The sequence below is a fragment of the Oceanospirillum sanctuarii genome (assembly GCF_002150805.1).
Lineage (GTDB): Bacteria > Pseudomonadota > Gammaproteobacteria > Pseudomonadales > Halomonadaceae > Oceanospirillum > Oceanospirillum sanctuarii.
The window spans coordinates 1-19634 of the sequence record NZ_MTBA01000011.1 but is presented as its reverse complement, the minus strand read 5'-3'; the positions used below and the strand labels follow the sequence as shown (position 1 = coordinate 19634).

Genomic DNA, 19634 nt, shown 5'->3' with positions numbered 1-19634 from the left:
CTCAATCAGCTCTCAGGCTCTTCTTTGTTCACTTCTTAGCTTTTCACTTCATACTGCCCGCTTTATTTGCCGGTTAACCTTTATAGGTCAGTTCCAGAGTCCGGTCGGCAATGCGCTCGGCATCTTCATCCTGGTGAGTTACCAGAATCAGGGTTTTACCCTGGCTTCTTGCGGTTACCGCTGTCCACAGGGCTGCTTTGTGACGAGTGTGCTGATCCAGTTCGGCAAAGGGCTCATCCAGCAGAATCAGAGGCTCCGGTCTCAGTAGGGTACGGATCAGACCGATACGCTGGCGTTGCCCACCTGACAACTCTGTCGGGAATTTATCCAACTGATCAGCCACATCCAGAGCGTCAGCGGCTTCTTCAAACTGAGCGCGACTCGGTGGCTCACTAAAGCCCAGTTTCAGGTTGGTCATTACACTCAGGTGTTCAAACAGATTGTGTTCCTGAAACAGCATGCTAACGGGACGCTGATGGGCCGGTAACCTGAGCAAATCTTCACCATTCCACAGAACCCGACCACTTCTGGCTTGCTCGAACCCCGCCAGAGTGTGTAGCAGCGTGCTTTTACCTACACCGCTTCTGCCCTGAATGGCCAGACATTCTCCGGCAGCCAGTTGCAGATCATAATTAAGTTTGTAGCCATCCAGCACCACTTCCAGCTGATCAACGATCAGGCCTTTCTGTAGCGCATCCTGATAGGCTGCGGCATCCGTTCCGCTGAGTTTGATGGTCTCAGTCATAGGTTTTTCCTTATGATCCCGGCTGATCAGTGTGATTGTCGGCGGAACGATTTGGGTTGCGGGTCTGGTGGCGTTCAAAGAAAAAGACCAGCAGGGCGCAGATAGTCAGCAGGAGAAGTGAGGCCAAAGCCGCTTCAGCCATGCGATAGCTACCGGCATAACCGTAAATCAGCCAGGGAAGTGTCATAGTGTTATTGTCGCCAAAAATTGAGAAAACTGCGACATCTCCCAGTGCCAACAGCAGCGCTAAGGCAAAGCTGCCTTTGGCAACGGGACGGATAAAGGGCCAGATGACCCGGAATTGTTCGAGTGGCGAAAGCCCGAGATTGGCGCTCAGCCGGCCATATTGCTGATCAAATTGCAGTACCCGGGGTTTAAGCTGCGCGATAACAAACGGCAGCAGAAGTACGCTGTTGATCAGTACCAGCCAGAAGATGCCCCATTGCTCCAGATCGATACGGGGCAGCAGCAGAATATAAAGCCCGGTGGAGAGTACCATTGCCGGTGCCACTAAGGTGTGAGTGGCCAGCCACTGTAACAGAATGCGTCGGTTTTCCTGATGCTGGAGGCTGGCGCTCCGGATCGGAAGCAGCAGCAACCAGGAGAGCAGCATCGCCAGCAGGGCGGCAGCAAAGCCCAGCAGCAGAGAATAACCTGCCGCAGAGACCAGATCCGGCAGATCCAGTTTTGCCAGATCAACCCGCATCACGGTTGGCAGTAACGCTAACAGGGGCAGCAGCAATAACAGCCAGCTGAGGTAATACAGCCCCAGATGGAAGCGGGCACTGTTTCGGCCTAAACCCGGTTGCCAGCGTTGACTCGCGGTGTCGGCACTTAACCAGTTGAGCTTACCCATACGGGCGATCAGGGCAAAGATAAGCCCGGCCAGAGTGAACTGCAGCCAGGCCAGAGTCAGGGCTTCACTCAGATTGAAATCGTATTTCAGCGCCTGATAGATCGCCACTTCAAGGGTGGTTGAACCCGGACCACCGCCAAGAGCCAGTACCACGGCAAAGCTGTTGAAGCAGAGCACAAAGATAAAGCCCAGCAGCATCAGCAGGCTGGGTTTAATCGCGGGCCATTCTACATGGGTAAACTGCTGCCAGCGGCTCAGGCGCAGCTGTTGTGCCAGGCGCCAGCTGGTATCGGGGATATGCCCCATCTGCTGACTCAGAACCCTGACAGCTAGGGGAGTATTCAGATAAACGTGGGCGATCAGAATACCGTTCAGGCCATAGAGGTTAAAGTTATCCGGTAGCAACGGGGTGATGATTCCGGAACGGCCCAAAAGCGAAACCAGTCCGGTAATGAGCACCAGTGTCGGCATCACAAAGCTGAGCAGGCAAAGGCTGAGAAAAGCCCGTTTTGCCCAAAGCTGCGGCATAAAGTGCAGGGCTCTGGCTATGGGTAAGGCAAGAGCCACCGAGATCAGCGCACTAAGGCCAGCCTGTTCCAGCGAGAAGCTGAGAATCTGCAGAATGTAAGGGTCGGTCAGCAGCCCGGTTTGCAGGCTCGCGCCATCGAAACCGATCAGGCCATAAAAGGCGAGGGCGGTAATCAGCAGAATCAGGCTGTAGGCAAAAAGAACAGCCGGTTTTAGCCACCGGCTGTCAGTTAAAGCGCTCATAGGTATTGCGGTTATCCGTCGGTCAGATTACTGGCTTGCCGCCTGACGCCATTCGCGCAGCCAGCTGCTGCGTTTCTCTGCCAGTTCTTCCGGGGTGAAGCCGATGGTTTTTGGCTGGATCAGCTGACCAAACTCAGCAGGCAATTCTGCATTGTCGATTACCGGTAGCATCCAGTTGGTGACTGGAATAATCTTCTGCGCTTCCGGTGAGATCAGGAAGCTCAGGAACTCGTTAGCCAGTTCCGGCTGATCGCTGTAACGACTGATCGCTGCGACTTCGGTCTGCGCCACATGGCCTTCTTTGAACAGGGCTGCCTTGTACTGAGTTTTGCCCTCGGCAATCAGGTGGTAAGCCGGAGAGGTGGTGTAGCTGAGTACGTAATCACTGCCGCCTTCAAGGAACATGCTGTAGGCTTCCCACCAGCCTTTAGTGACGGTCACGGTATGGCCCGCCAGTTTCTTCCACTGGGCTGGGGCATCATCACCGTACACTGCTTTCATCCAGGTCATCAGACCCTGACCCGGTGTGCTGGTGCGGGGATCCTGATAGATCACCTGAGCATCAGAGTTGATCAGTTCTTCCAGTGAGCTGGCCGGTTGGCTGATTTTGCTGCTGTCATAGATAAAGGCGAAGTAGCCGTAATCAAAAGGAACGAAATGTTTGTCGTTCCAGTTCAGATCAGCGGACAGACCGGACAGGTCCGTGTTGTGCTCCTGAACCAGACCCTGTTGGCGGGTGGTTTCGATCAGCACGTTATCCAGACCCAGCAGGACATCGGCTTTGGTCTTTTTCCCTTCGATACGGGCGCGGTTCAGGATGCTGACACCATCTTCTACGGCGATAAAGTTCAGGCTGCAGTTGCACTGGGCTTCAAAAGCAGTTTTCAGCTGCGGGCCGGGGCCCCATTCAGACACGAAAGAGTCGTAGGTATAAACGGTTAACTCTGCTTTCTCGCTGGCATGAGCCAGAGTCACAGGCAGCAGCAGGCTTGCTGCCAGCAGAAGTTTACGCACAAGTTTTTTCTGTTTCAGAGTCTGAAACATTTCCGTATGCAGTCGTGTCATAGTGCATCTTCCTAACCGGTAGTCGAGTTAAAGGATAGCTGTCTGGCAGGTGTTACAGAAAACAACAAACCGTAGGAATTCCTCTGTAGGAAAATTTATGGTTCGCGTTACACTGCCCCGCAACTATCAGGCTTGCCCATTACCAACCTGCGATTAAAGCCGATTATCTGTTTGCAGCTCGTCAGAGCGTAGTCTGTGCGTCTATCCTGAAGAGAAACGCACAGAAAATGCAGGGTTTATCGGTGTTTGGGAGCTGAATTTTCAGGCTGTGAATCATATCGGAAACTTGTTGGACCCGCCATGCACAACGCTATCTTTGAACAGGTCAATCGACAGCTGAACGTACCGGTACACTGGCTGCCTCTAAGTCAGTCGGGCACCAGCAACTGGCTTTATAAAGGCAGCAACCGAAGTCAGGTGCTGATGTTGCGTATTAACGCTCAGCGACAGCTGGCTTTTGGTGTGTCCCGTGAGCGAGAAGCTCATGTCCTTGAGCTGATTGCGGATTATCCCTGGGCGATGCAGGTGCTGCGCAACGAGCCGGATAAGGGGTGGTGTGTAATGAAGCATCATGGCCTGAGTCTGGGGCCTGATGCCATTTCCGGTGAAATCGCTTCCCAGCTGATTCTGGCGATCAGTGAGCTGCAGCAGATCCCGTTACCGGAATCTGAGGATGCAAAGGCTATCGCCGGGATTAACTACCCTGAACTGTTTCAGCGCTATCAGGAGAGCCTTAACCGGGAGTCAGATCCTGTGGTCTGGCTGGAACGGTTAAACCGTCTGGTTCAGCTGTTTGCTTCTTTGCCTAAGGTGTCGGAGTGCTACACCCACCATGATCTTCATCCTGGTAACTGTTGCTGGCAGGATGGCCATCTGGTGCTGATCGATTGGGAGTATGCGGGGATAGGTAACCCCTGGTTTGATGCTGCCAGTTTGCACCGCTACTGTGGAATCTCTTCCGGAGCTATTCACGGTATGCCCGCTTTTTCTCACCTGTCGCCACCGATGTTTGAGCTGGGACTGCAGCAGGCGCAGGATGCGATGCTGTTACTGGAAAAACTCTGGTACAAGGTCAGGGCGGGGCGAGGGTGATTTTCCCTGTCTTTTAACCAACCTGCAGCGTTAAGTGACTGTCCGGACAGGTGTTTCTGACGTTAACCATCCAAAAGTCTATATGTTTGTGCTATAATCATTAGGTATGTAAGTAAACTCCTATCTTCCTCCCTGTGCTTTTCTTCTATCTTAATGTCTTTGTCAGCTGGATTTTGACAGTCGTCCTTTCTGTTTTTTCTTGTTTGATCAGAGTCTTTAAGTAGCCGTATAGCTGAGGGTGAAGAGGCATACTCCACACCTACCTGATGAGAAGGCTAAACTTATCATGAGTGATAATAACGATATTATGACTCCTGACGGCAAGGTAAATCCTATTGATACGGATTACCAGATCGGTCAGGACAATGTCGCACTGCAGATCGGGCCGTTCGGTCTCGATATTCACAACCGGGTCTTTATGATCTCGGGTCTCAGCATCGTTGCTTTTGTGCTGCTGACGCTGATTTTTCAGTCTCAGGTCGCCCCCCTGTTTTCTTCGATGCGTTCCTGGTTAACCACAAACCTTGACTGGTTTTTCCTAAGTGCAGGAAACATTTTTGTTCTGGTTTGTCTGTTTCTGATCTTTTCTCCTTTAGGTCGTGTACGTATTGGCGGCACCGAAGCAACCCCGGATTACACTTATGCGGGCTGGTTCTCTATGCTGTTTGCTGCCGGTATGGGCATCGGTCTGATGTTCTACGGTGTGTCTGAGCCGCTGTCTCACTTCAGCTCTTCACTGGGGGGAACCAGTGTTGCCGATGGTGTGCGTACTGACTGGGCTCCATTAGGCGCAGCGGCAGGTGATGCGGCCGAAGCTGCTAAGCTGGGTATGGCTGCTACCATCTATCATTGGGCACTGCACCCGTGGGCGATCTATGCCGTTCTGGCACTGGGTCTGGCAATTTTTGCCTTTAACAAAGGCCTGCCGCTGACGATGCGTTCTGTGTTTTACCCGATTCTGGGTGAGCGTGTTTGGGGCTGGCCGGGTCATATCATCGATATTCTGGCGGTGTTTGCGACTCTGTTTGGTCTGGCGACCTCTCTGGGTATCGGTGCTTCTCAGGCGAGTGCCGGTCTGCACTATCTGTTTGATCTTCCGATGGGGACGACCACTCAGATTCTGCTGGTAATCGGTATTACCGCGCTGGCGCTGGTATCTGTCGTTGCCGGTCTGGATGCAGGTGTTAAGCGTCTGTCTGAGATCAATATGGTACTGGCGGCGCTTCTGCTGCTGTTTGTGATCATTGTTGGCCCGACACTGGCGATTCTGTCCGGTTTCTTCACCAACCTGATGGCTTATGTGCAGAATCTGCCTGCACTAGCGAACCCGATTGGCCGTGAAGATGCCAACTTTGCTTCCGGCTGGACTGCGTTCTATTGGGCGTGGTGGATCTCATGGTCACCTTTCGTGGGTATGTTTATCGCCCGCGTATCCCGTGGTCGTACGGTGCGTGAGTTTATGGTTTCGGTTCTGCTGATTCCGTCTCTGGCCTGTGTACTCTGGATGACCGCATTTGGTGGCACAGCCATCAACCAGTTTGTGAATGACGGTTATAAAGCCGTAACGGAAGCGGATCTGCCGTTGCAGCTGTTCGCGATGCTGGATGTGTTGCCGATGGCTGAAATCACTTCTCTGATCGCTATCGTGCTGGTGATTGTGTTCTTTGTGACCTCGTCGGATTCCGGTTCTCTGGTGATCGACGCGATTGCTGCCGGTGGTAAAGTGGATGCACCTAAGCCTCAGCGTGTCTTCTGGTGTACTTTTGAAGGTCTGGTGGCGATCGCCCTGATTCTGGGGGGCGGTCTGACAGCGCTTCAGGCGATGGCGGTTTCCACCGGCTTCCCGTTCACTATCGTCTTGCTGGTGGCGACGATATCGGTTCTGAAAGGTTTGGCGTCAGAACCTAAGAGTGTTTAAGCTTTCAGGTATCGGGATTTTGTTATCAATCCCCAAGGCTTGATCCGGAAAGCATATAAAAGGGCAGGGCGCAGAGCGTTCCTGCCCTTTTCGCATTTACTGTTTCCGCTTGGTGCCTTGATAGCAATAATCGATAGCAGCCAAAGATAGCAGTCATCGATAGAAACTGCGGCGGATAAACCGAAGGTGGGGGTGAGCAATGGAAGTTGAACAGGTTGAAATTTACGAATTTCTGCGTCGGTTTGTGCCCTTTAAATCCTTGCCGGAAGAGGCGCTGGCAGAGCTCAGTCGAAATGTTGAGATCGCTTATTACAAAGCGGGCAGCCAGATTCTTGATGTGGGCGATGCCGTGACCGATCTCTGTTTTGTGCGCAGTGGTGCGGTTGAGATCTACCGCCGCAACGGTGAACTCTACAACCGAATGAGTGAAGGCGGTCTCTTTGCTTATCAAAGTCTTTTGATGAATCAGAAGGTGCGTTTTCCCGTTAAGGCGATTGAAGACAGCCTGATCTACTTTATGCCGGAGTCGGTCTTTCGTCCGATGTTTGATGAGCATGAAGAGTTTGCGGATTTCTTCGAGGTGGGCGATCAGTCCCGCTTGCGTCAGGCTGTATCCCGTCGGGAAGATGCCAATGAGCTGCTCACCTCGCGAATTACAACGCTGATCGGCCGTGAACCCGTGCTGATCTCCTGTGCAGCCACGGTTCAGCAAGCGGCGCAGTTGATGACCGATGAAGGGGTTTCTTCCCTGCTGATCCTGCAGACTGAAGCCAGCGAACCCTATGATGAAGATGAGCCCTATGACTTTAAACAGGCTCTGGTTTCATCCAGTGACGGCAGCGAACATAAGGTTTGTGGCATTATCACCGACCGTGATCTGAGAACCCGGGTAGTGTCTCAGGGGCTGCCCTTTGATACGCCGGTGGAAGAGATTATGTCTCAGGGGCTGGTGATGATTAACAGCGATGAGTATGTCTTTGAAGCCATGCTGATGATGCTGAGAACCAATGTGCACCACCTGCCGGTTCTGAAAAAAGGCCGTCCGATTGGTGTTATTGCCCTGTCGGATCTGGTGCGCTATGAATCCCGCAACAGCCTCTTTGTGGTCAGCAGTATTTTTCGTCAGCAAACGGTAGAAGAACTGGCGGCTTTGCATGCGGATGTGCAGGCAAGCTTTGTGCGTATGGTGAACGAAGATGCTAATTCGCGCATGGTGGGTTCGGCGATGGCGGTTATTGGCCGAAGTTTCAAACAGCGCCTTCTGGAGCTGGGAGAAGAGAAGCTAGGTCCGCCACCTGTGCCCTACTGCTTTATGGCGCTGGGTTCTATGGCCCGGGATGAGCAGCTGATTGTGACCGATCAGGACAACGCCATGGTGCTGGATGATAGCTTTGATCCGGCACTTCACGATGATTACTTCAGGCAGCTGGCAACCTTTGTTTGTGATGGGCTGGCGGCCTGCGGGTACAGTTACTGCACCGGCGATGTGATGGCAACCAACTCTAAGTGGCGCCAGCCGAAGTCGGTCTGGGAGCAGTACTTTATCGACTGGATCGACAATCCGACACCGGAATCCCTGTTGAACAGCAATATCTTCTTCGATCTGGATGGCGTTTGGGGGCGTACTGAGTGGGCGGATCAGCTGCAGGCGCTGGTCAGTCGTCGTGCCCGTCGCAGTCAGCGCTTTTTGGCGTGTATGGCGCGCAATGCGCTGAACCGTACGCCGCCGCTGGGCTTCTTCAAGACTTTTGTCATGGAACAGGATGGTCAGCACAAAAACTCGATCAATCTGAAACGCCGGGGGACGGCACCTTTGGCGGATCTTATTCGGGTACATGCCCTTGCGGTGGGTTCCCGTGCACAGAACTCCTTTGATCGTCTGGATGATGTGATCGAAGCGGAGATTCTGCCACCGGATCGCGGGCCGGATCTTAGGGATGCGATGGAGTTTATCTCCATGGTGCGTATCCGCCATCAGGCGCTGGATATTGAAGGCGAGCAGGAACCGGATAACAATATTGAACCGGAGAATATGTCGCACTTTGAGCGCCGGAATCTGAAAGAAGCCTTCCAGATTCTGAGTGATGCCCAGAAATTCCTGAAATTCCGTTATCAACCCAATCGGGCGAATTAACCATGCTGCATCTGATTCCCGACCGGAATAAACACCTGAATCCTGATGGGCAACGGGAGCTGAAAGGCGGTTTGCCGGAAGCCTGGCCGGATCGTTTTCAGCATCTGGCCCAAAAGGCAAAGCATCCCCTGCTGAGGGATTTCTATCAGGCGGGTTGTGTTGATCCGGAAACCCCGTTGGATCAGGTGCCTTTTGTGGCGATGGATTTTGAAACCACGGGGCTGAATCCGCAAAAGAACGGTATCGTCAGCATAGGCCTAGTGCCTTTTACGCTTCGGCGGATCTATTGCAATCAGGCCCGGCACTGGATTCTCGATCCCGGAAAACCGCTGAGTGCGGAGTCTGTGGTTATTCACGGTATTACCCACTCGGATATTGATGATGCACCGGATCTGAGTCGGGTGTTGCCTCAGTTATTGGAAGCCCTGAAAGGTCGCGTGGCTGTGGTGCATCACAGAGGCATTGAACAGCCTTTTCTGCATGCGGCACTTAAGGCGCGAATCGGGGAGGGCGTGACTTTTCCCGTGGTGGATACGATGGAGCTTGAAGCCCGTATTCATCGTCATCACCCGCTGGGTTGGTTCGCCCGACTGCTCGGTAAAAAGCCGGTTTCCATTCGACTGGCGGATAGCCGAACCCGTTATCATCTGCCCTATTATGCCCCTCACCATGCCCTGACCGATGCGCTGGCTTCAGCGGAATTGCTGCAGGCACAGATTGCCGATCGTTTTAATCCTGATGATCCGGTGCGCCTGATCTGGCACTGATTCTTTCTCCCTTAGAAGCGCTAACTTTTTCATCTCAAGATAAGCGGGTAAGTGGCTACTTTCGCCTTGGGTAGCCTTTTCAAAGCCAGCTTTCGTAGGGTTCACCCAAAGAGGGGTATCTGAACTCTCGCCATCAGACCGTATGATTTTGCCGACCCTATCGGATCACAGGAAGACCGGATGCTTCCCGTGGCGTTAACTGAAATAAGAAGGCAACTGAATCCCATGCGTAATCTGAAATCCTGCATCAACATTGATGATCTGGCGCGTCTTGCTGCCAAAAAAGTACCGACGCCGGTTTATGACTACGTTGAAGGTGGTGCTGATGATGAGGTCACCCTGTCCCGAAACTGCAGCGGTTTTCAGCGCTATCAGATTGTGCCTAAGGCGCTGCAGGATGTGAGCCGGATCGACACTCAGACCCGCATTATGGGATGTCACACCAGTCAGCCCTTTTATATCTCCGCTACCGGCTTTTCCGGCATGATGTGCCCGAAAGATGCTGAGCTGGCTGGTGCCCGTGCAGCCAGCAAATTCGGTGTGCCTTATACCGCATCGACGTTCTCTAATCGTTCTCTGGAGCAGATTTCTGAGAGTAGTGACGGTAATAAGTTCTTTCAGGTTTACGTGCTGGATGATGAACAGCTGGCATCGGATCTGAATCGCCGTGCAAAAGCCGCAGGCTTTAAAGCCATGGTGCTGACTATCGATACCATTGTTGGCGGTAACCGTGAACGTGATGCCCGCAGTGGTCTGAGTATTCCGCCGACGTTAACGGTGAAATCTACCTTTCAGTACATGAGGCGCCCTAAGTGGCTGCTGCAGTACATGCTGAGTGATGGTGCCAATATGGGTAACTTTCCTCAGCTGCCCAAGGTCTCTCTGGGTGATTCTCACGCTTTTGTTGAGGCGATGAGTAAGCTGTTCAAAAAGAACCTGACCTGGAATGACGCCCGGAATATGGTGGAACAGTGGGGTGGTCCTTTTGCGATCAAAGGCATTATGTCGGCTGCTGATGCAGTAAAAGCGAAAGAGATCGGTGCCAGTGCCGTGATTCTGTCCAATCATGGTGGCCGCCAGCTGGATGGCACTCCTGCACCGATTGAGCTGGTGGAAGAGGTGCGTGCGGCGGTTGGCCCTGAGATGGAGATTATTGTCGATGGCGGTATCCGTCGCGGAACCGATGTCTTTAAAGCGCTGGCTCTTGGTGCCAACGCCTGCAGTCTTGGACGTGCTTACGTTCGTGGTTTGTCCGCCGGTGGCGAAGAAGGGGTGACTAAAGCACTTTCTCTGCTGAAAACAGAGTTTGAACGCTGCATGATTCTGGCGGGATGTTCCTCGATTGATCAGATCGGGCCAGAGCATATTCGTAAGATCGCCTGATGCACTAATCAGGCTTTTTCTGAAGCATCTGTTACAAAGTTTCCAAAAGCATACCTACATTTGTGATCTCCATTAAAAAAGCGGTAACTCTCTGAGGGTTACCGCTTTTTTATGATTTACAATTCTTATGAATGGATTTCTGGACTGAATTATCAAGCTCCGGTAAGTTTGTAACATCTTGTTTCATGGGCGCTTTAAGGTATTGAGCCTTAAGGTTTTCAGGCCTTTACCGACGGACCCGCTATGGCACTACTTCGCAAAAACATCTGGACGCTCTTTATTCTGCTGTTTGGCGGTAGTTTGCTCTTCCTGATCGCCATCTCCTATTACCGCTGGCTGAATATCAATGAAAGCTATCGCCTGAAGCAGGAGAGTCTGGTGGATCTGGTGAGTAATGCCAGTCACTCTCTGTTTGTGAATCAGGAAATTATTCTCGATGTTCTGGGTTCTGAGCTGATTAAAGATCCGGAATTTACCGATACCGTTAAAACCAAGCCGTTACTGGATCAGCTGTTGGCACTGAATCCGGCCATTGTCGGTTTTGGTCTGGCCAACCCTCAGGGCAAGCTGACCTTTATCAGCTCGAATCTGAACCCCAGCCGTTTACCTAACCTGCTACAGCAGCAGGCCAGTCGTGATTCTTTTCAGCGGGCGCTGGAATCTAACTCCATGGTTCTGGGCCGTACCTACTATATGGGCGCGCTTAATGAATGGGTGATTCCGATCCGTAAGGCGGTGCGGGATGAGAATGGCCGGGTGTTGGCAGTGATGACCGCAGGCCTGCGGATTAAAGGGGCTTCCCGCTTTTTCAGTAACGATATCCACATGGATAAGTACAACCGGGTTACCTTGCTACGGGCTGCCGACCACTATCCGCAATACCACTCTTCAGAAGGGGCTGATATGGAGTTAGCCTACTCCAAACCGGTCAAAGCTGAAGCGATGCAGCGTGCGATCAGCAGTCTGCTGAAAAAATCCGGTGTCTCTCTGGCATCACTGAAAGAGACCGAAAGCATGGTTTCTTTCCGCATTAAAACCAACGACTGGAAAAGTGTCGGTGTTGCCCGCTTTGATAAGAAGTATCAGCTATGGACGGTTTCTGAGATCAAGCTGACCAAGATCTATGATGACTTCTTTGAGAGCTTTTTCTCCTATCTGGTGATCTTTGGACTGGGGCAGCTGGTGATCTATCGACTGTTCAGACTGATCGCTTCCGCAGAAGATCAGCGCCGTCAGGATCTGATCTATCAGGCCAGTCACGACCCTCTGACTCAGTTGCCGAACCGTGGTTATCTGTCGATGCATAAAGAGGAGTGGCTGAGTCAGGAAAACCCTCCTGAGTTCAGTGTGCTTTTTGTCGATATGGATCACTTTAAGAGTGTTAACGACAGCTTCGGCCATGAGTTTGGTGATGAGGTGCTGAAGGAACTGGCGGCTCGGCTTAAGGAAAATGCTCCCTCTCAGGCAACCCTGATCCGTCAGGGGGGAGATGAGTTCCTGATCTTTATCCATGAAACCGATGACAAGGTTTTGCTGCCTCTGGCCAAAGGCATTATTACCGCACTGTCTCGCCCTTATCAGGTGGAAGGGATCAACTTTACTCTGGGTGCCAGTATCGGTATTGCCAAGTATCCGCTGCACGGCACTGATCTGGACAGCTTGCTACGGGCTTCTGATATCGCTATGTACGAAGCCAAAAAGCACAAGAACAGCGTGCGGGTGTTTGCGGACGAGATGCAGTCGGGCTATCTGCATAAACTGGTGGTGGAGCAGCAGCTGCGCAAGGGGTTGGATAACGACGAACTCTTTATGGTGTATCAGCCGCAGATCGACAGCAACGGCAAGCTGTATGGGGTTGAGGCTCTGGTGCGCTGGCAGAATGAAGAGCTGGGTTTTGTTCCGCCGGATCAGTTTATCTCCATTGCTGAGGCGTCAGGCCTGATGCCGCGATTGGGAGAGTTTGTCCTGCGCCGATCATTAAGTGAAATGAAACAGGCTCAGCTGGAAACCGGACTTGAGTTTCATGTCTCCATCAATGTTTCTGTACGCCAGTTTATGCAGGCCAACTTTATGGCGCTGCTGCTGGATGCCATTGAGGTATCCGGTCTGAGTAAGGTGTTTATCTCACTTGAGATCACCGAAAGCCTCTTTATTGAGGATCTGGATTACATACTGCCGCTGCTGCAGCAGATCCATGATATGGGGATTCAGGTCTCTATGGATGACTTTGGTACCGGTTACTCCTCACTCAGTATGCTGCGTACCCTGCCGGTGGATGAGCTGAAGATCGATAAGAGTTTTGTCGATAATATCCTGAATGACGATGCTGCCCGTAAGATGGTGCAGAACATTATTGCTATCGGTAAAAACTATGAGATGGCGGTTCTGGCGGAAGGGGTGGAAACACAGGCGCAGGCGGATCTTCTGTCTCGCTTCGGTTGCGACCGCTTCCAGGGCTATCTTTACGCCAAACCGATGAAACCGGAAGACCTTAAGACGTTTCTCTGCAACTGTAAGGGCAACGATTAGTTCGTTGCCCGATTGCCCAATAATCCTGTCTCGTAGGCGATAGCGATCGCCTGCGGCTTATTATCTGCCTGCAGCTTTTTCAGTAGTGCCTTCAGATAAGTCCTTACGGTCTCAGGCTGAAGAGCCAGAATTGAGGCCGTTTCCACGGCAGACTTCCCCTGTGCCGCCCAGTAAAGACATTCCTGTTCCCGTTTCGACAACAAGGGCGTTGCGCCATCATTCTGGCGCAGCTGAGCGAACTCCGGCTGCAGACAGATGTGAGCCAGGCGATGAGTGCTGTACAGGAGGTTGGCCTGAGTCTGTTCCGAGAATGCCGGTGGAGTCGGATTGCTGCGGTGAGACAGGCAGGAAAGCGCTACATATTCCCGGCCGGGGAAATGAACCGGTGTTACACATAACTCCTGAAATCCATATTCGTATAAAGCACTCAGCCAACGCTGATCTGCCATGGTCAGGTTCTTGCTCCATTTTTCCGGATGTGCCAGATCGAAACGCTGGGGCAGGGTGTGCTGCAGCGTATGCTTCCAGGTGGGAGAAAGCCGGTGGCTCAACGGATTATCTTCGGTGTGCTCGGTGCGTTCCCGCCATTGCTTCAGCCAACGCAAGCTGTCATTGCCGACGGTTACCAATGGATAAACCGGTCCCGGGGTTCGGTTTGGCAGTTCGCCCACAGGGGCATAGATCAGGCTTGCAGTATCAAAGCCGATGCCCTTTACCAGCTCCTGCAGGGCACGTCGAATAGCAATCAGGCTGTCCAGTTGCTGCCAGTCTGGTTGATCGGTGTAGTAGAGGTATTGAGCGCCTTTGGCATTTTCATGAGAGGTCATCAGTTCAGCCCTCTTTCCTGCAGGCAGTTGCGTACGACAGTGCGCAACCAGTGAATGCCGGGGTCGTCCGCCTTACGGCCTTCCCAGATCTGGCAGACATAAAGCGGATCGAAGTCGATCGGCATCTGATAGGCCTTAAGGGGAGATTCCGGACAGATCAGACGGGCGCCGTATTCGGTGATCACCGTGATCATATTGGTACCGCTCAGAATCGCAGGCAGGGTTGCGATATAAGGGGTTTTAACCACCACCTTACGTTTCATGCCTAAGGAGATCAGCTTACGGTTCACCAGAATCGGCTCATCCTCACGGTGAGAGAGGGCGACGTGGGGCGGTGCCAGAAACTCTTCTGCGCTCAGGGATTCACGGTCACCGTAAACGCCCTCATCAGCGACGCACACGAGCTGATCTTCGTAGAGCAGCTCGTAACAGCCGGTATGTTGCGGCAGGTATTCAAACTGGGTAATCGCCAGATCCAGCTCCTGCTCCTGCAGCAGCTTATAGGCCATCTCAGGGCTGGAAATTTTGGTATAGAGGATATTAAAACTGATGCCCGGAGCCTGCTCGTTCACTGCCCGCACCAGATAGGGCACCAGCTCATTAATCATAAAATCCGTGATGCCGATGCGAAACTCTCTGACCTCTTTCTCCGGAATAAAGCTGTGACTGCTGACAATGGCTTCATCCAGTTGCAGTAAGCCGGTCTCGATCCGCTGAAACAGCCGGTTGGCCAGCGGCGTCGGTTGCATGCCTTCCGAGGTTTTAATAAACAGCTCATCATCAAACTGGCTGCGGAGTTTTTTCAGGGCGTGACTCATGGCGGGCTGACTCAGACTGATGCGGTTAGCCGCACGGGTCAGATGTCGCTCCTGATAGAGCGCATGGAAAGCCACCAGCAGGTTCAGGTTTACCCGGCTCAGGCGCTGGCTAAGGTTATGGCTGTCGTTCATAGGGTTTCACTATCGTTCGCAGGGTGACAAGTGGGTGCTTGCCGGCAGTGTTGGGTTAGCTCTTTTGTCTGTTTAATCAGATCTTTTAATGTGTATTAGTTTTTCTGCTCCGGCAGCATTTCAGCGCTCTGGCAGTTCAAGTCTTTCTGGCCGGACTGAGGGATAAACCCCGTCGGTCACCGCTTGTTTAGTATTTCTATACCGAATGATTACCATATCAGCAACCTTTATCGGCAGCTATAAAAAGTCTGATTTTGCTGTTGAAGCCCGCGGATTGGCGTAGTTTTACAGCTATATCAGAGCTTTCTTCTGTATGGGGTTGAGAAAATATAGATATTTTACTCAAATGTCATCATTTAATTATTCGTTTTATGAATGACTGGATTCCAATAAATAATTTTTTTACCGCATTGGGAGCTTCTATTATCAGTTGACCCTAACTGTGGTGATCAGCCCCTGTCATAAGGTTGTTGTCACCCGCTCCTGCAGCCTGAGAGCTGGCGGGAGTTATAAGAAGTGAGCCGACCCTGACATCCCGTGATGGATGCAGAGGAAACGCCATAAGAACGCTAAGCACTCATTAACGCTGAGCACGATTGCGCCCTCGTGATTGCAAACCTCTTCGTTTTGCAATCATGCCGATGGCAATAAGCAACACTGCACTCAGAACAAGAGCTATCAGGAGCTACCCATGACCTCTGCGGACAAACTGTCGATCCAATCCGGCCAAACGGCCGCTTTTCACTATGCCGATCAGGCCACCCGTTCACAGGTAATCGAACAGCTGCAGACGCTGCTGGGTGATCGTCTGATTACCGCACAGGCGGTGCGTGATCAGCACGGTCAGGGCGAAGACAGTTACGGCTGCATGGCACCGGATGCGGTTGCCATGGTACACAGCAATGAAGAAGTCGCAGAGGTGCTGGCGCTGTGTCATCAGCACCGTGTTCCTGTGGTGCCTTATGGTGCCGGTAGCTCTGTTGAAGGTCATCTGATGGCGCTGGAAGGCGGTATTTCTCTGGATCTGTCGGAGATGAATCAGATTCTGGAAACCAATCCGGAAGATCTGGATTGCCGTGTTCAGGCGGGTGTCACCCGTGAAGAGCTGAATCAGGCCCTGCGCTACGATGGTATCTTCTTCCCGATCGATCCCGGTGCCAACGCCAGTATCGGTGGCATGGTGTCTACCCGTGCTTCCGGCACCAACGCCGTTCGTTACGGCACTATGCGTGAAAACGTTATCGGCCTGACCGTCGTTACCCCTGATGGCCGCATTATTAAAACCGGTGGCCGTGCCCGTAAGAGTTCTGCCGGTTACGACCTGACACACCTGTACACAGGTGCAGAAGGTACTTTAGGTGTGATCACCGAAATTCAGCTGCGTCTGCATCCGATCCCGGACACCATCAAGGCCGCAACCTGCCAGTTTGATGATCTGCAAAGTGCTGTCGATACCGTGATCTCTGTGATGCAGTGTGCGATTCCAATCGCCCGTATTGAGCTGCTGAACGAACTGCAGATGCAGGCCTGTATCGGCTACTCCAAGCTGGAAGGCTTTGAGCCGAAAACCACTCTCTTCTTTGAATTCCATGGTACAGCCGGTTCTGTGGCAGAGCAGGTTGAGCTGGTGGAAGATCTGGCGGCTTCTATGGGTGGCAGCGCCTTTAAATGGGCGGAGAGCACCGAAGAGCGCAACGCCCTCTGGAAAGCACGTCACCAGGCCTACTTCGCAGGGCTCTCTCTGCAGCCCGGCGCATCTGTACTGACCACAGACGTGTGTGTACCGGTTTCCCGTCTGGCGGAAGCGGTTTTGTATGCTGAGCAGGAAGCGATCGCTTCCGGCCTGACCTGCCCGATTGTCGGCCACGTGGGTGATGGCAATTTCCACGTTCTTATCCTGCTGGATGAAAACGATGCTGAGCAACAGGCTCGTGGTAAGGCTTTGTCGAAAGCGATTGTGGCTAAAGCGCTGGAGCTTGAAGGTACCTGCACCGGCGAACACGGCATCGGCTTCGGTAAAAAAGGCTACCTGCTGCAGGAGCGCGGCGAGTCCGTTGACCTGATGCGGTCGATGAAGCTGGCGCTGGATCCGCATTACATCATGAATCCCGGAAAGATTTTTGATCCTGTCGTTTAAGTTCCGAATAGACCATTAAAAATCTTTCAACAACCTGGCCGATCACCCGTTGGCCAGGGAAGCGCTCTGCTTCTCTCAAGGTTAAAGAATGCTTCTCCTGAGGTTAAAGAGTGCTGCTCAAAGCTAAAGAGCGCCCAGGCTTACATGACTGCTGCGGTGCTCAAGGCTTAAAAACGCAAACAAAACTTATAAGAAAAGAACCCTTTAAAGATCGAATGCTGGAGCAACGATAATGATTTTGGATAAGCAATCCACCGTGAAGACCCTGACCAAAGCGATTGGTATGACCGCTGTACTGGCACCGGTTGCCCTGAGTGCCACACAGGCTCAGGCGGCAGACCGCATGCTGCTGAAAACCCCAACCGCCTTCCCAACCCAGCTGCCTGCAGTGGGTACGCCGGTAACGAAACTGGCTAACATTCTGAACGCCACCAGTGGTGGTGCGATCCGCATGAAGGTTTATGATCCGGGTAAACTGATTGCACCATCTGAAATTCTGGATGCGGTATCCGCCGGTAAAGTGAACTCTGGTTTTGCCGCTTCTGCAAACTGGCAGGGCAAAATGCCGGCTGCAGCTTTCTTCACTTCTGTACCTTTTGGTCCGGAAGCCAGTGAGTTTATGGCGTGGATGTACTACGGCAACGGCCGTAAGCTGCACCAGGAGATGTATGACACTTCCGGCTACAACGTACATGCGATCCCTTGTGGCATGATTCCTCCGGAAACTTCCGGCTGGTTCGCCAAGCCAATCGACACCGTGGAAGACCTGAAAGGTCTGAACATGCGTTTCTATGGTCTGGGCGCTAACGTCATGGACAAAATGGGCGTAGGCACCGTTGAGATCGCTCCGGGCGAGATCTTCAGCGCGCTGGAGAAAGGCGCAATTGATGCAGCTGAGTTCTCCCTGCCTCAGGTTGACCAGATGCTGGGCTTCCAGAAAATCGTTAAGTACAACTACTTCCCGGGTTGGCACCAGCAGACCTCTATGCAGGAACTGCTGATCAACAAGAAAGTCTGGAACAAAATGGACGAGCAGCAGCAGGCTCTGGTGGAAACCGCCTGTAAAGCTGTTGTTGCCGACTCTCTGGCGGAAGGTGAAGCCAAGCAGTTTGAAGTGCTGGCAAATGCCAAGAAGAACGGTGTTGAGATCCGCTACTGGAGCGACGAGATTCTGACTGCTTACAACACGGCATGGAACGAAGTAGTTGAAGAGCAGAGTGCGAAAAACGACTTCTTCAAGAAAGTCTGGACCGATCTGGATGGCTTCCGTAAGCAGTATGACCTGTGGGAAAAACACGCCTTCCTGCCACGTAATACCTCAGGCGCAGAGCTTTAATTATCGCCGGTGGTTTTAAGCTGAAAACTCCCTGTTTCAGGCTTTGCCACCGGAGTTAGCGCTGCACTGATGTTACTTCGGTCTGCTGTCTTCCCGTTCTCAGCGGTTTCGCTGAGGTCTGCCGGACCGAAGGATTTTGACAGCTTGCATGGCTGTCCCTTTTTGGCTGTTGAATCAGTCCTATGACCTTTGCCGGTGCTCTGTAAATGAGCACCGGCTTTTTTGTTTGAGTTTATGCCCGGCAAAACTTCGACACAGGCGACACGGCTTATCGATGCTGCGTCCTTTCCGCCGGAGGTTGTGTCTTTTATTTCAGAGCTGTCTTATGTTGTTGGTCCGCTTATTCAAAATAAAAAAACGAATGCCTGTTCTGTTAGAATCCATTGGCTTTTCAACTGCTTAAGAGTCCTTTTTAGCGAATTGAGAGTTTTTGTTTACACGAATTAAGAGCTTTTGCTTACGAGAGTTAAGAGCTTAGTTCAGGAAATTAAGGCATTAGTCATCCGGTCAGTCACCATTTTAGGAGTGTTTTATGTCCGCTATTCAGATTCGTCCCGCTACCCGTGAAGATGTTTCCCGTATCTTTGACATGATTGTTGAACTGGCGGTTTACGAGAAAGCCCCTGATGAGGTGAAAACCAACCCGCAGCAACTGGAGCAGGCATTGTTCGGTGATGAGCCAAAAGCTTTCAGCCTGATCTGCGAAGTAGATGGTGAGGTAGCAGGCTATGCGATCTTCTTCTACAACTTCTCCACCTGGCTGGGGCAGTACGGTATTTTTCTGGAAGACCTGTACATCACACCAAAATTCCGTGGCTGCGGCGCAGGTAAGGTGATGCTGAAGCATCTGGCACAGAAGGCAGTTGCGGAAAACTGTGGTCGTTTTGAGTGGAATGTTCTGGACTGGAACCAGCCTGCCATCGACTTTTATGAGTCTTTCGGTGCCAAGCCGCAGAGTGAGTGGGTGGGTTATCGTCTGACCGGCGATGCGCTGAAGAGCTTTGCCGCTGAATAACAGCAGATCAGGTGGTTGAGAGCAGGTGTTAGAGATCAGGAGAGTACAGATCAGGAGAGTACAGATCAGGAGAGTACAGATCAGGAGAGTACAGATCAGGAGAGTACAG

General features: G+C 52.3%; 14 protein-coding genes. 9 read left to right on the top strand and 5 right to left on the bottom strand.

What is annotated here, in order from left to right:
• Positions 1 to 73: 73 nt before the first annotated feature.
• Genes BV405_RS15310 through thiB form a run of 3 tightly spaced genes read right to left on the bottom strand, consistent with a single transcriptional unit; the run spans position 74 to position 3437 of the window.
• A complete protein-coding gene (locus tag BV405_RS15310; RefSeq protein ID WP_086481772.1) occupies positions 74 to 745 on the bottom strand; it encodes an ATP-binding cassette domain-containing protein in 672 nt (223 codons plus the stop codon).
• A gap of 10 nt (positions 746 to 755) precedes the next feature.
• Positions 756 to 2372, bottom strand: a complete 1617-nt coding sequence (locus BV405_RS15305) for an ABC transporter permease subunit (protein WP_086481771.1) — start codon at positions 2370 to 2372, stop codon at positions 756 to 758.
• 27 nt (positions 2373 to 2399) lie between these two features.
• Positions 2400 to 3437 carry a thiamine ABC transporter substrate binding subunit gene (gene thiB, locus BV405_RS15300; RefSeq protein WP_245832355.1) on the bottom strand — a complete coding sequence of 346 codons (1038 nt, stop codon included), beginning with the start codon at positions 3435 to 3437 and terminating at the stop codon, positions 2400 to 2402.
• A gap of 300 nt (positions 3438 to 3737) precedes the next feature.
• Here thiB and BV405_RS15295 point away from each other — a divergent pair, with 300 nt between their 5' ends.
• The 6 genes from BV405_RS15295 to BV405_RS15265 all read left to right on the top strand — a co-directional run bounded on the left by BV405_RS15295 (position 3738) and on the right by BV405_RS15265 (position 13260).
• Positions 3738 to 4529, top strand: a complete 792-nt coding sequence (locus tag BV405_RS15295; protein WP_086481769.1) for a phosphotransferase — start codon at positions 3738 to 3740, stop codon at positions 4527 to 4529.
• Between the two features lie 286 nt (positions 4530 to 4815).
• Positions 4816 to 6447: a BCCT family transporter gene (locus BV405_RS15285; protein WP_086481767.1), complete on the top strand. Its 1632-nt coding sequence runs from the start codon at positions 4816 to 4818 to the stop codon at positions 6445 to 6447.
• Between the two features lie 199 nt (positions 6448 to 6646).
• Positions 6647 to 8581 carry a DUF294 nucleotidyltransferase-like domain-containing protein gene (locus tag BV405_RS15280; protein WP_086481766.1) on the top strand — a complete coding sequence of 645 codons (1935 nt, stop codon included), beginning with the start codon at positions 6647 to 6649 and terminating at the stop codon, positions 8579 to 8581.
• Positions 8582 to 8583: 2 nt separating this feature from the next.
• Positions 8584 to 9348 (top strand): 3'-5' exonuclease, encoded by a 765-nt coding sequence (locus BV405_RS15275; protein WP_086481765.1) that lies wholly within the window; start codon positions 8584 to 8586, stop codon positions 9346 to 9348.
• A 225-nt stretch (positions 9349 to 9573) separates the two neighbouring features.
• The gene (locus tag BV405_RS15270; RefSeq protein WP_176330183.1) at positions 9574 to 10731 is read left to right on the top strand and encodes an alpha-hydroxy acid oxidase; all 1158 of its coding nucleotides are present in this window, start codon (positions 9574 to 9576) and stop codon (positions 10729 to 10731) included.
• 243 nt (positions 10732 to 10974) lie between these two features.
• Complete coding sequence (locus tag BV405_RS15265) at positions 10975 to 13260, top strand: bifunctional diguanylate cyclase/phosphodiesterase (RefSeq protein WP_086481763.1); 2286 nt, start codon at positions 10975 to 10977, stop codon at positions 13258 to 13260.
• On the opposite strand, the gene BV405_RS15260 is transcribed toward BV405_RS15265, so the two are convergent.
• Together BV405_RS15260 and BV405_RS15255 are read right to left on the bottom strand one after the other, a co-directional pair.
• Complete coding sequence (locus BV405_RS15260) at positions 13257 to 14087, bottom strand: helix-turn-helix transcriptional regulator (protein ID WP_086481762.1); 831 nt, start codon at positions 14085 to 14087, stop codon at positions 13257 to 13259. The genes BV405_RS15265 and BV405_RS15260 overlap by 4 nt on opposite strands.
• Positions 14087 to 15037 (bottom strand): LysR family transcriptional regulator, encoded by a 951-nt coding sequence (locus BV405_RS15255; protein ID WP_086481761.1) that lies wholly within the window; start codon positions 15035 to 15037, stop codon positions 14087 to 14089. The genes BV405_RS15260 and BV405_RS15255 overlap by 1 nt, the downstream gene beginning before the upstream one ends.
• Positions 15038 to 15728: 691 nt before the next feature.
• On the opposite strand from BV405_RS15255, the gene BV405_RS15250 reads away from it, so the two are divergent.
• From BV405_RS15250 to BV405_RS15235, 3 genes are all read left to right on the top strand, one after another.
• A complete protein-coding gene (locus tag BV405_RS15250; RefSeq protein WP_086481760.1) occupies positions 15729 to 17174 on the top strand; it encodes an FAD-binding oxidoreductase in 1446 nt (481 codons plus the stop codon).
• A 232-nt stretch (positions 17175 to 17406) separates the two neighbouring features.
• The gene (locus tag BV405_RS15245; protein WP_245832354.1) at positions 17407 to 18510 is read left to right on the top strand and encodes a TRAP transporter substrate-binding protein; all 1104 of its coding nucleotides are present in this window, start codon (positions 17407 to 17409) and stop codon (positions 18508 to 18510) included.
• Between the two features lie 532 nt (positions 18511 to 19042).
• The gene (locus BV405_RS15235; protein ID WP_086481758.1) at positions 19043 to 19525 is read left to right on the top strand and encodes a GNAT family N-acetyltransferase; all 483 of its coding nucleotides are present in this window, start codon (positions 19043 to 19045) and stop codon (positions 19523 to 19525) included.
• Positions 19526 to 19634: the final 109 nt, after the last annotated feature.

Bases quoted from the DNA above. Each gene is read 5' to 3' on its own strand.
- BV405_RS15245 (WP_245832354.1), top strand. From the start codon at position 17,407: ATGATTTTGGATAAGCAATCCACCGTGAAGACCCTGACCAAAGCGATT.
- BV405_RS15285 (WP_086481767.1), top strand. From the start codon at position 4,816: ATGAGTGATAATAACGATATTATGACTCCTGACGGCAAGGTAAATCCT.
- thiB (WP_245832355.1), bottom strand. From the start codon at position 3,437: ATGACACGACTGCATACGGAAATGTTTCAGACTCTGAAACAGAAAAAA.
- BV405_RS15275 (WP_086481765.1), top strand. From the start codon at position 8,584: ATGCTGCATCTGATTCCCGACCGGAATAAACACCTGAATCCTGATGGG.
- BV405_RS15255 (WP_086481761.1), bottom strand. From the start codon at position 15,037: ATGAACGACAGCCATAACCTTAGCCAGCGCCTGAGCCGGGTAAACCTG.
- BV405_RS15265 (WP_086481763.1), top strand. From the start codon at position 10,975: ATGGCACTACTTCGCAAAAACATCTGGACGCTCTTTATTCTGCTGTTT.
- BV405_RS15270 (WP_176330183.1), top strand. From the start codon at position 9,574: ATGCGTAATCTGAAATCCTGCATCAACATTGATGATCTGGCGCGTCTT.
- BV405_RS15305 (WP_086481771.1), bottom strand. From the start codon at position 2,372: ATGAGCGCTTTAACTGACAGCCGGTGGCTAAAACCGGCTGTTCTTTTT.
- BV405_RS15235 (WP_086481758.1), top strand. From the start codon at position 19,043: ATGTCCGCTATTCAGATTCGTCCCGCTACCCGTGAAGATGTTTCCCGT.
- BV405_RS15280 (WP_086481766.1), top strand. From the start codon at position 6,647: ATGGAAGTTGAACAGGTTGAAATTTACGAATTTCTGCGTCGGTTTGTG.
- BV405_RS15250 (WP_086481760.1), top strand. From the start codon at position 15,729: ATGACCTCTGCGGACAAACTGTCGATCCAATCCGGCCAAACGGCCGCT.
- BV405_RS15295 (WP_086481769.1), top strand. From the start codon at position 3,738: ATGCACAACGCTATCTTTGAACAGGTCAATCGACAGCTGAACGTACCG.
- BV405_RS15310 (WP_086481772.1), bottom strand. From the start codon at position 745: ATGACTGAGACCATCAAACTCAGCGGAACGGATGCCGCAGCCTATCAG.
- BV405_RS15260 (WP_086481762.1), bottom strand. From the start codon at position 14,087: ATGACCTCTCATGAAAATGCCAAAGGCGCTCAATACCTCTACTACACC.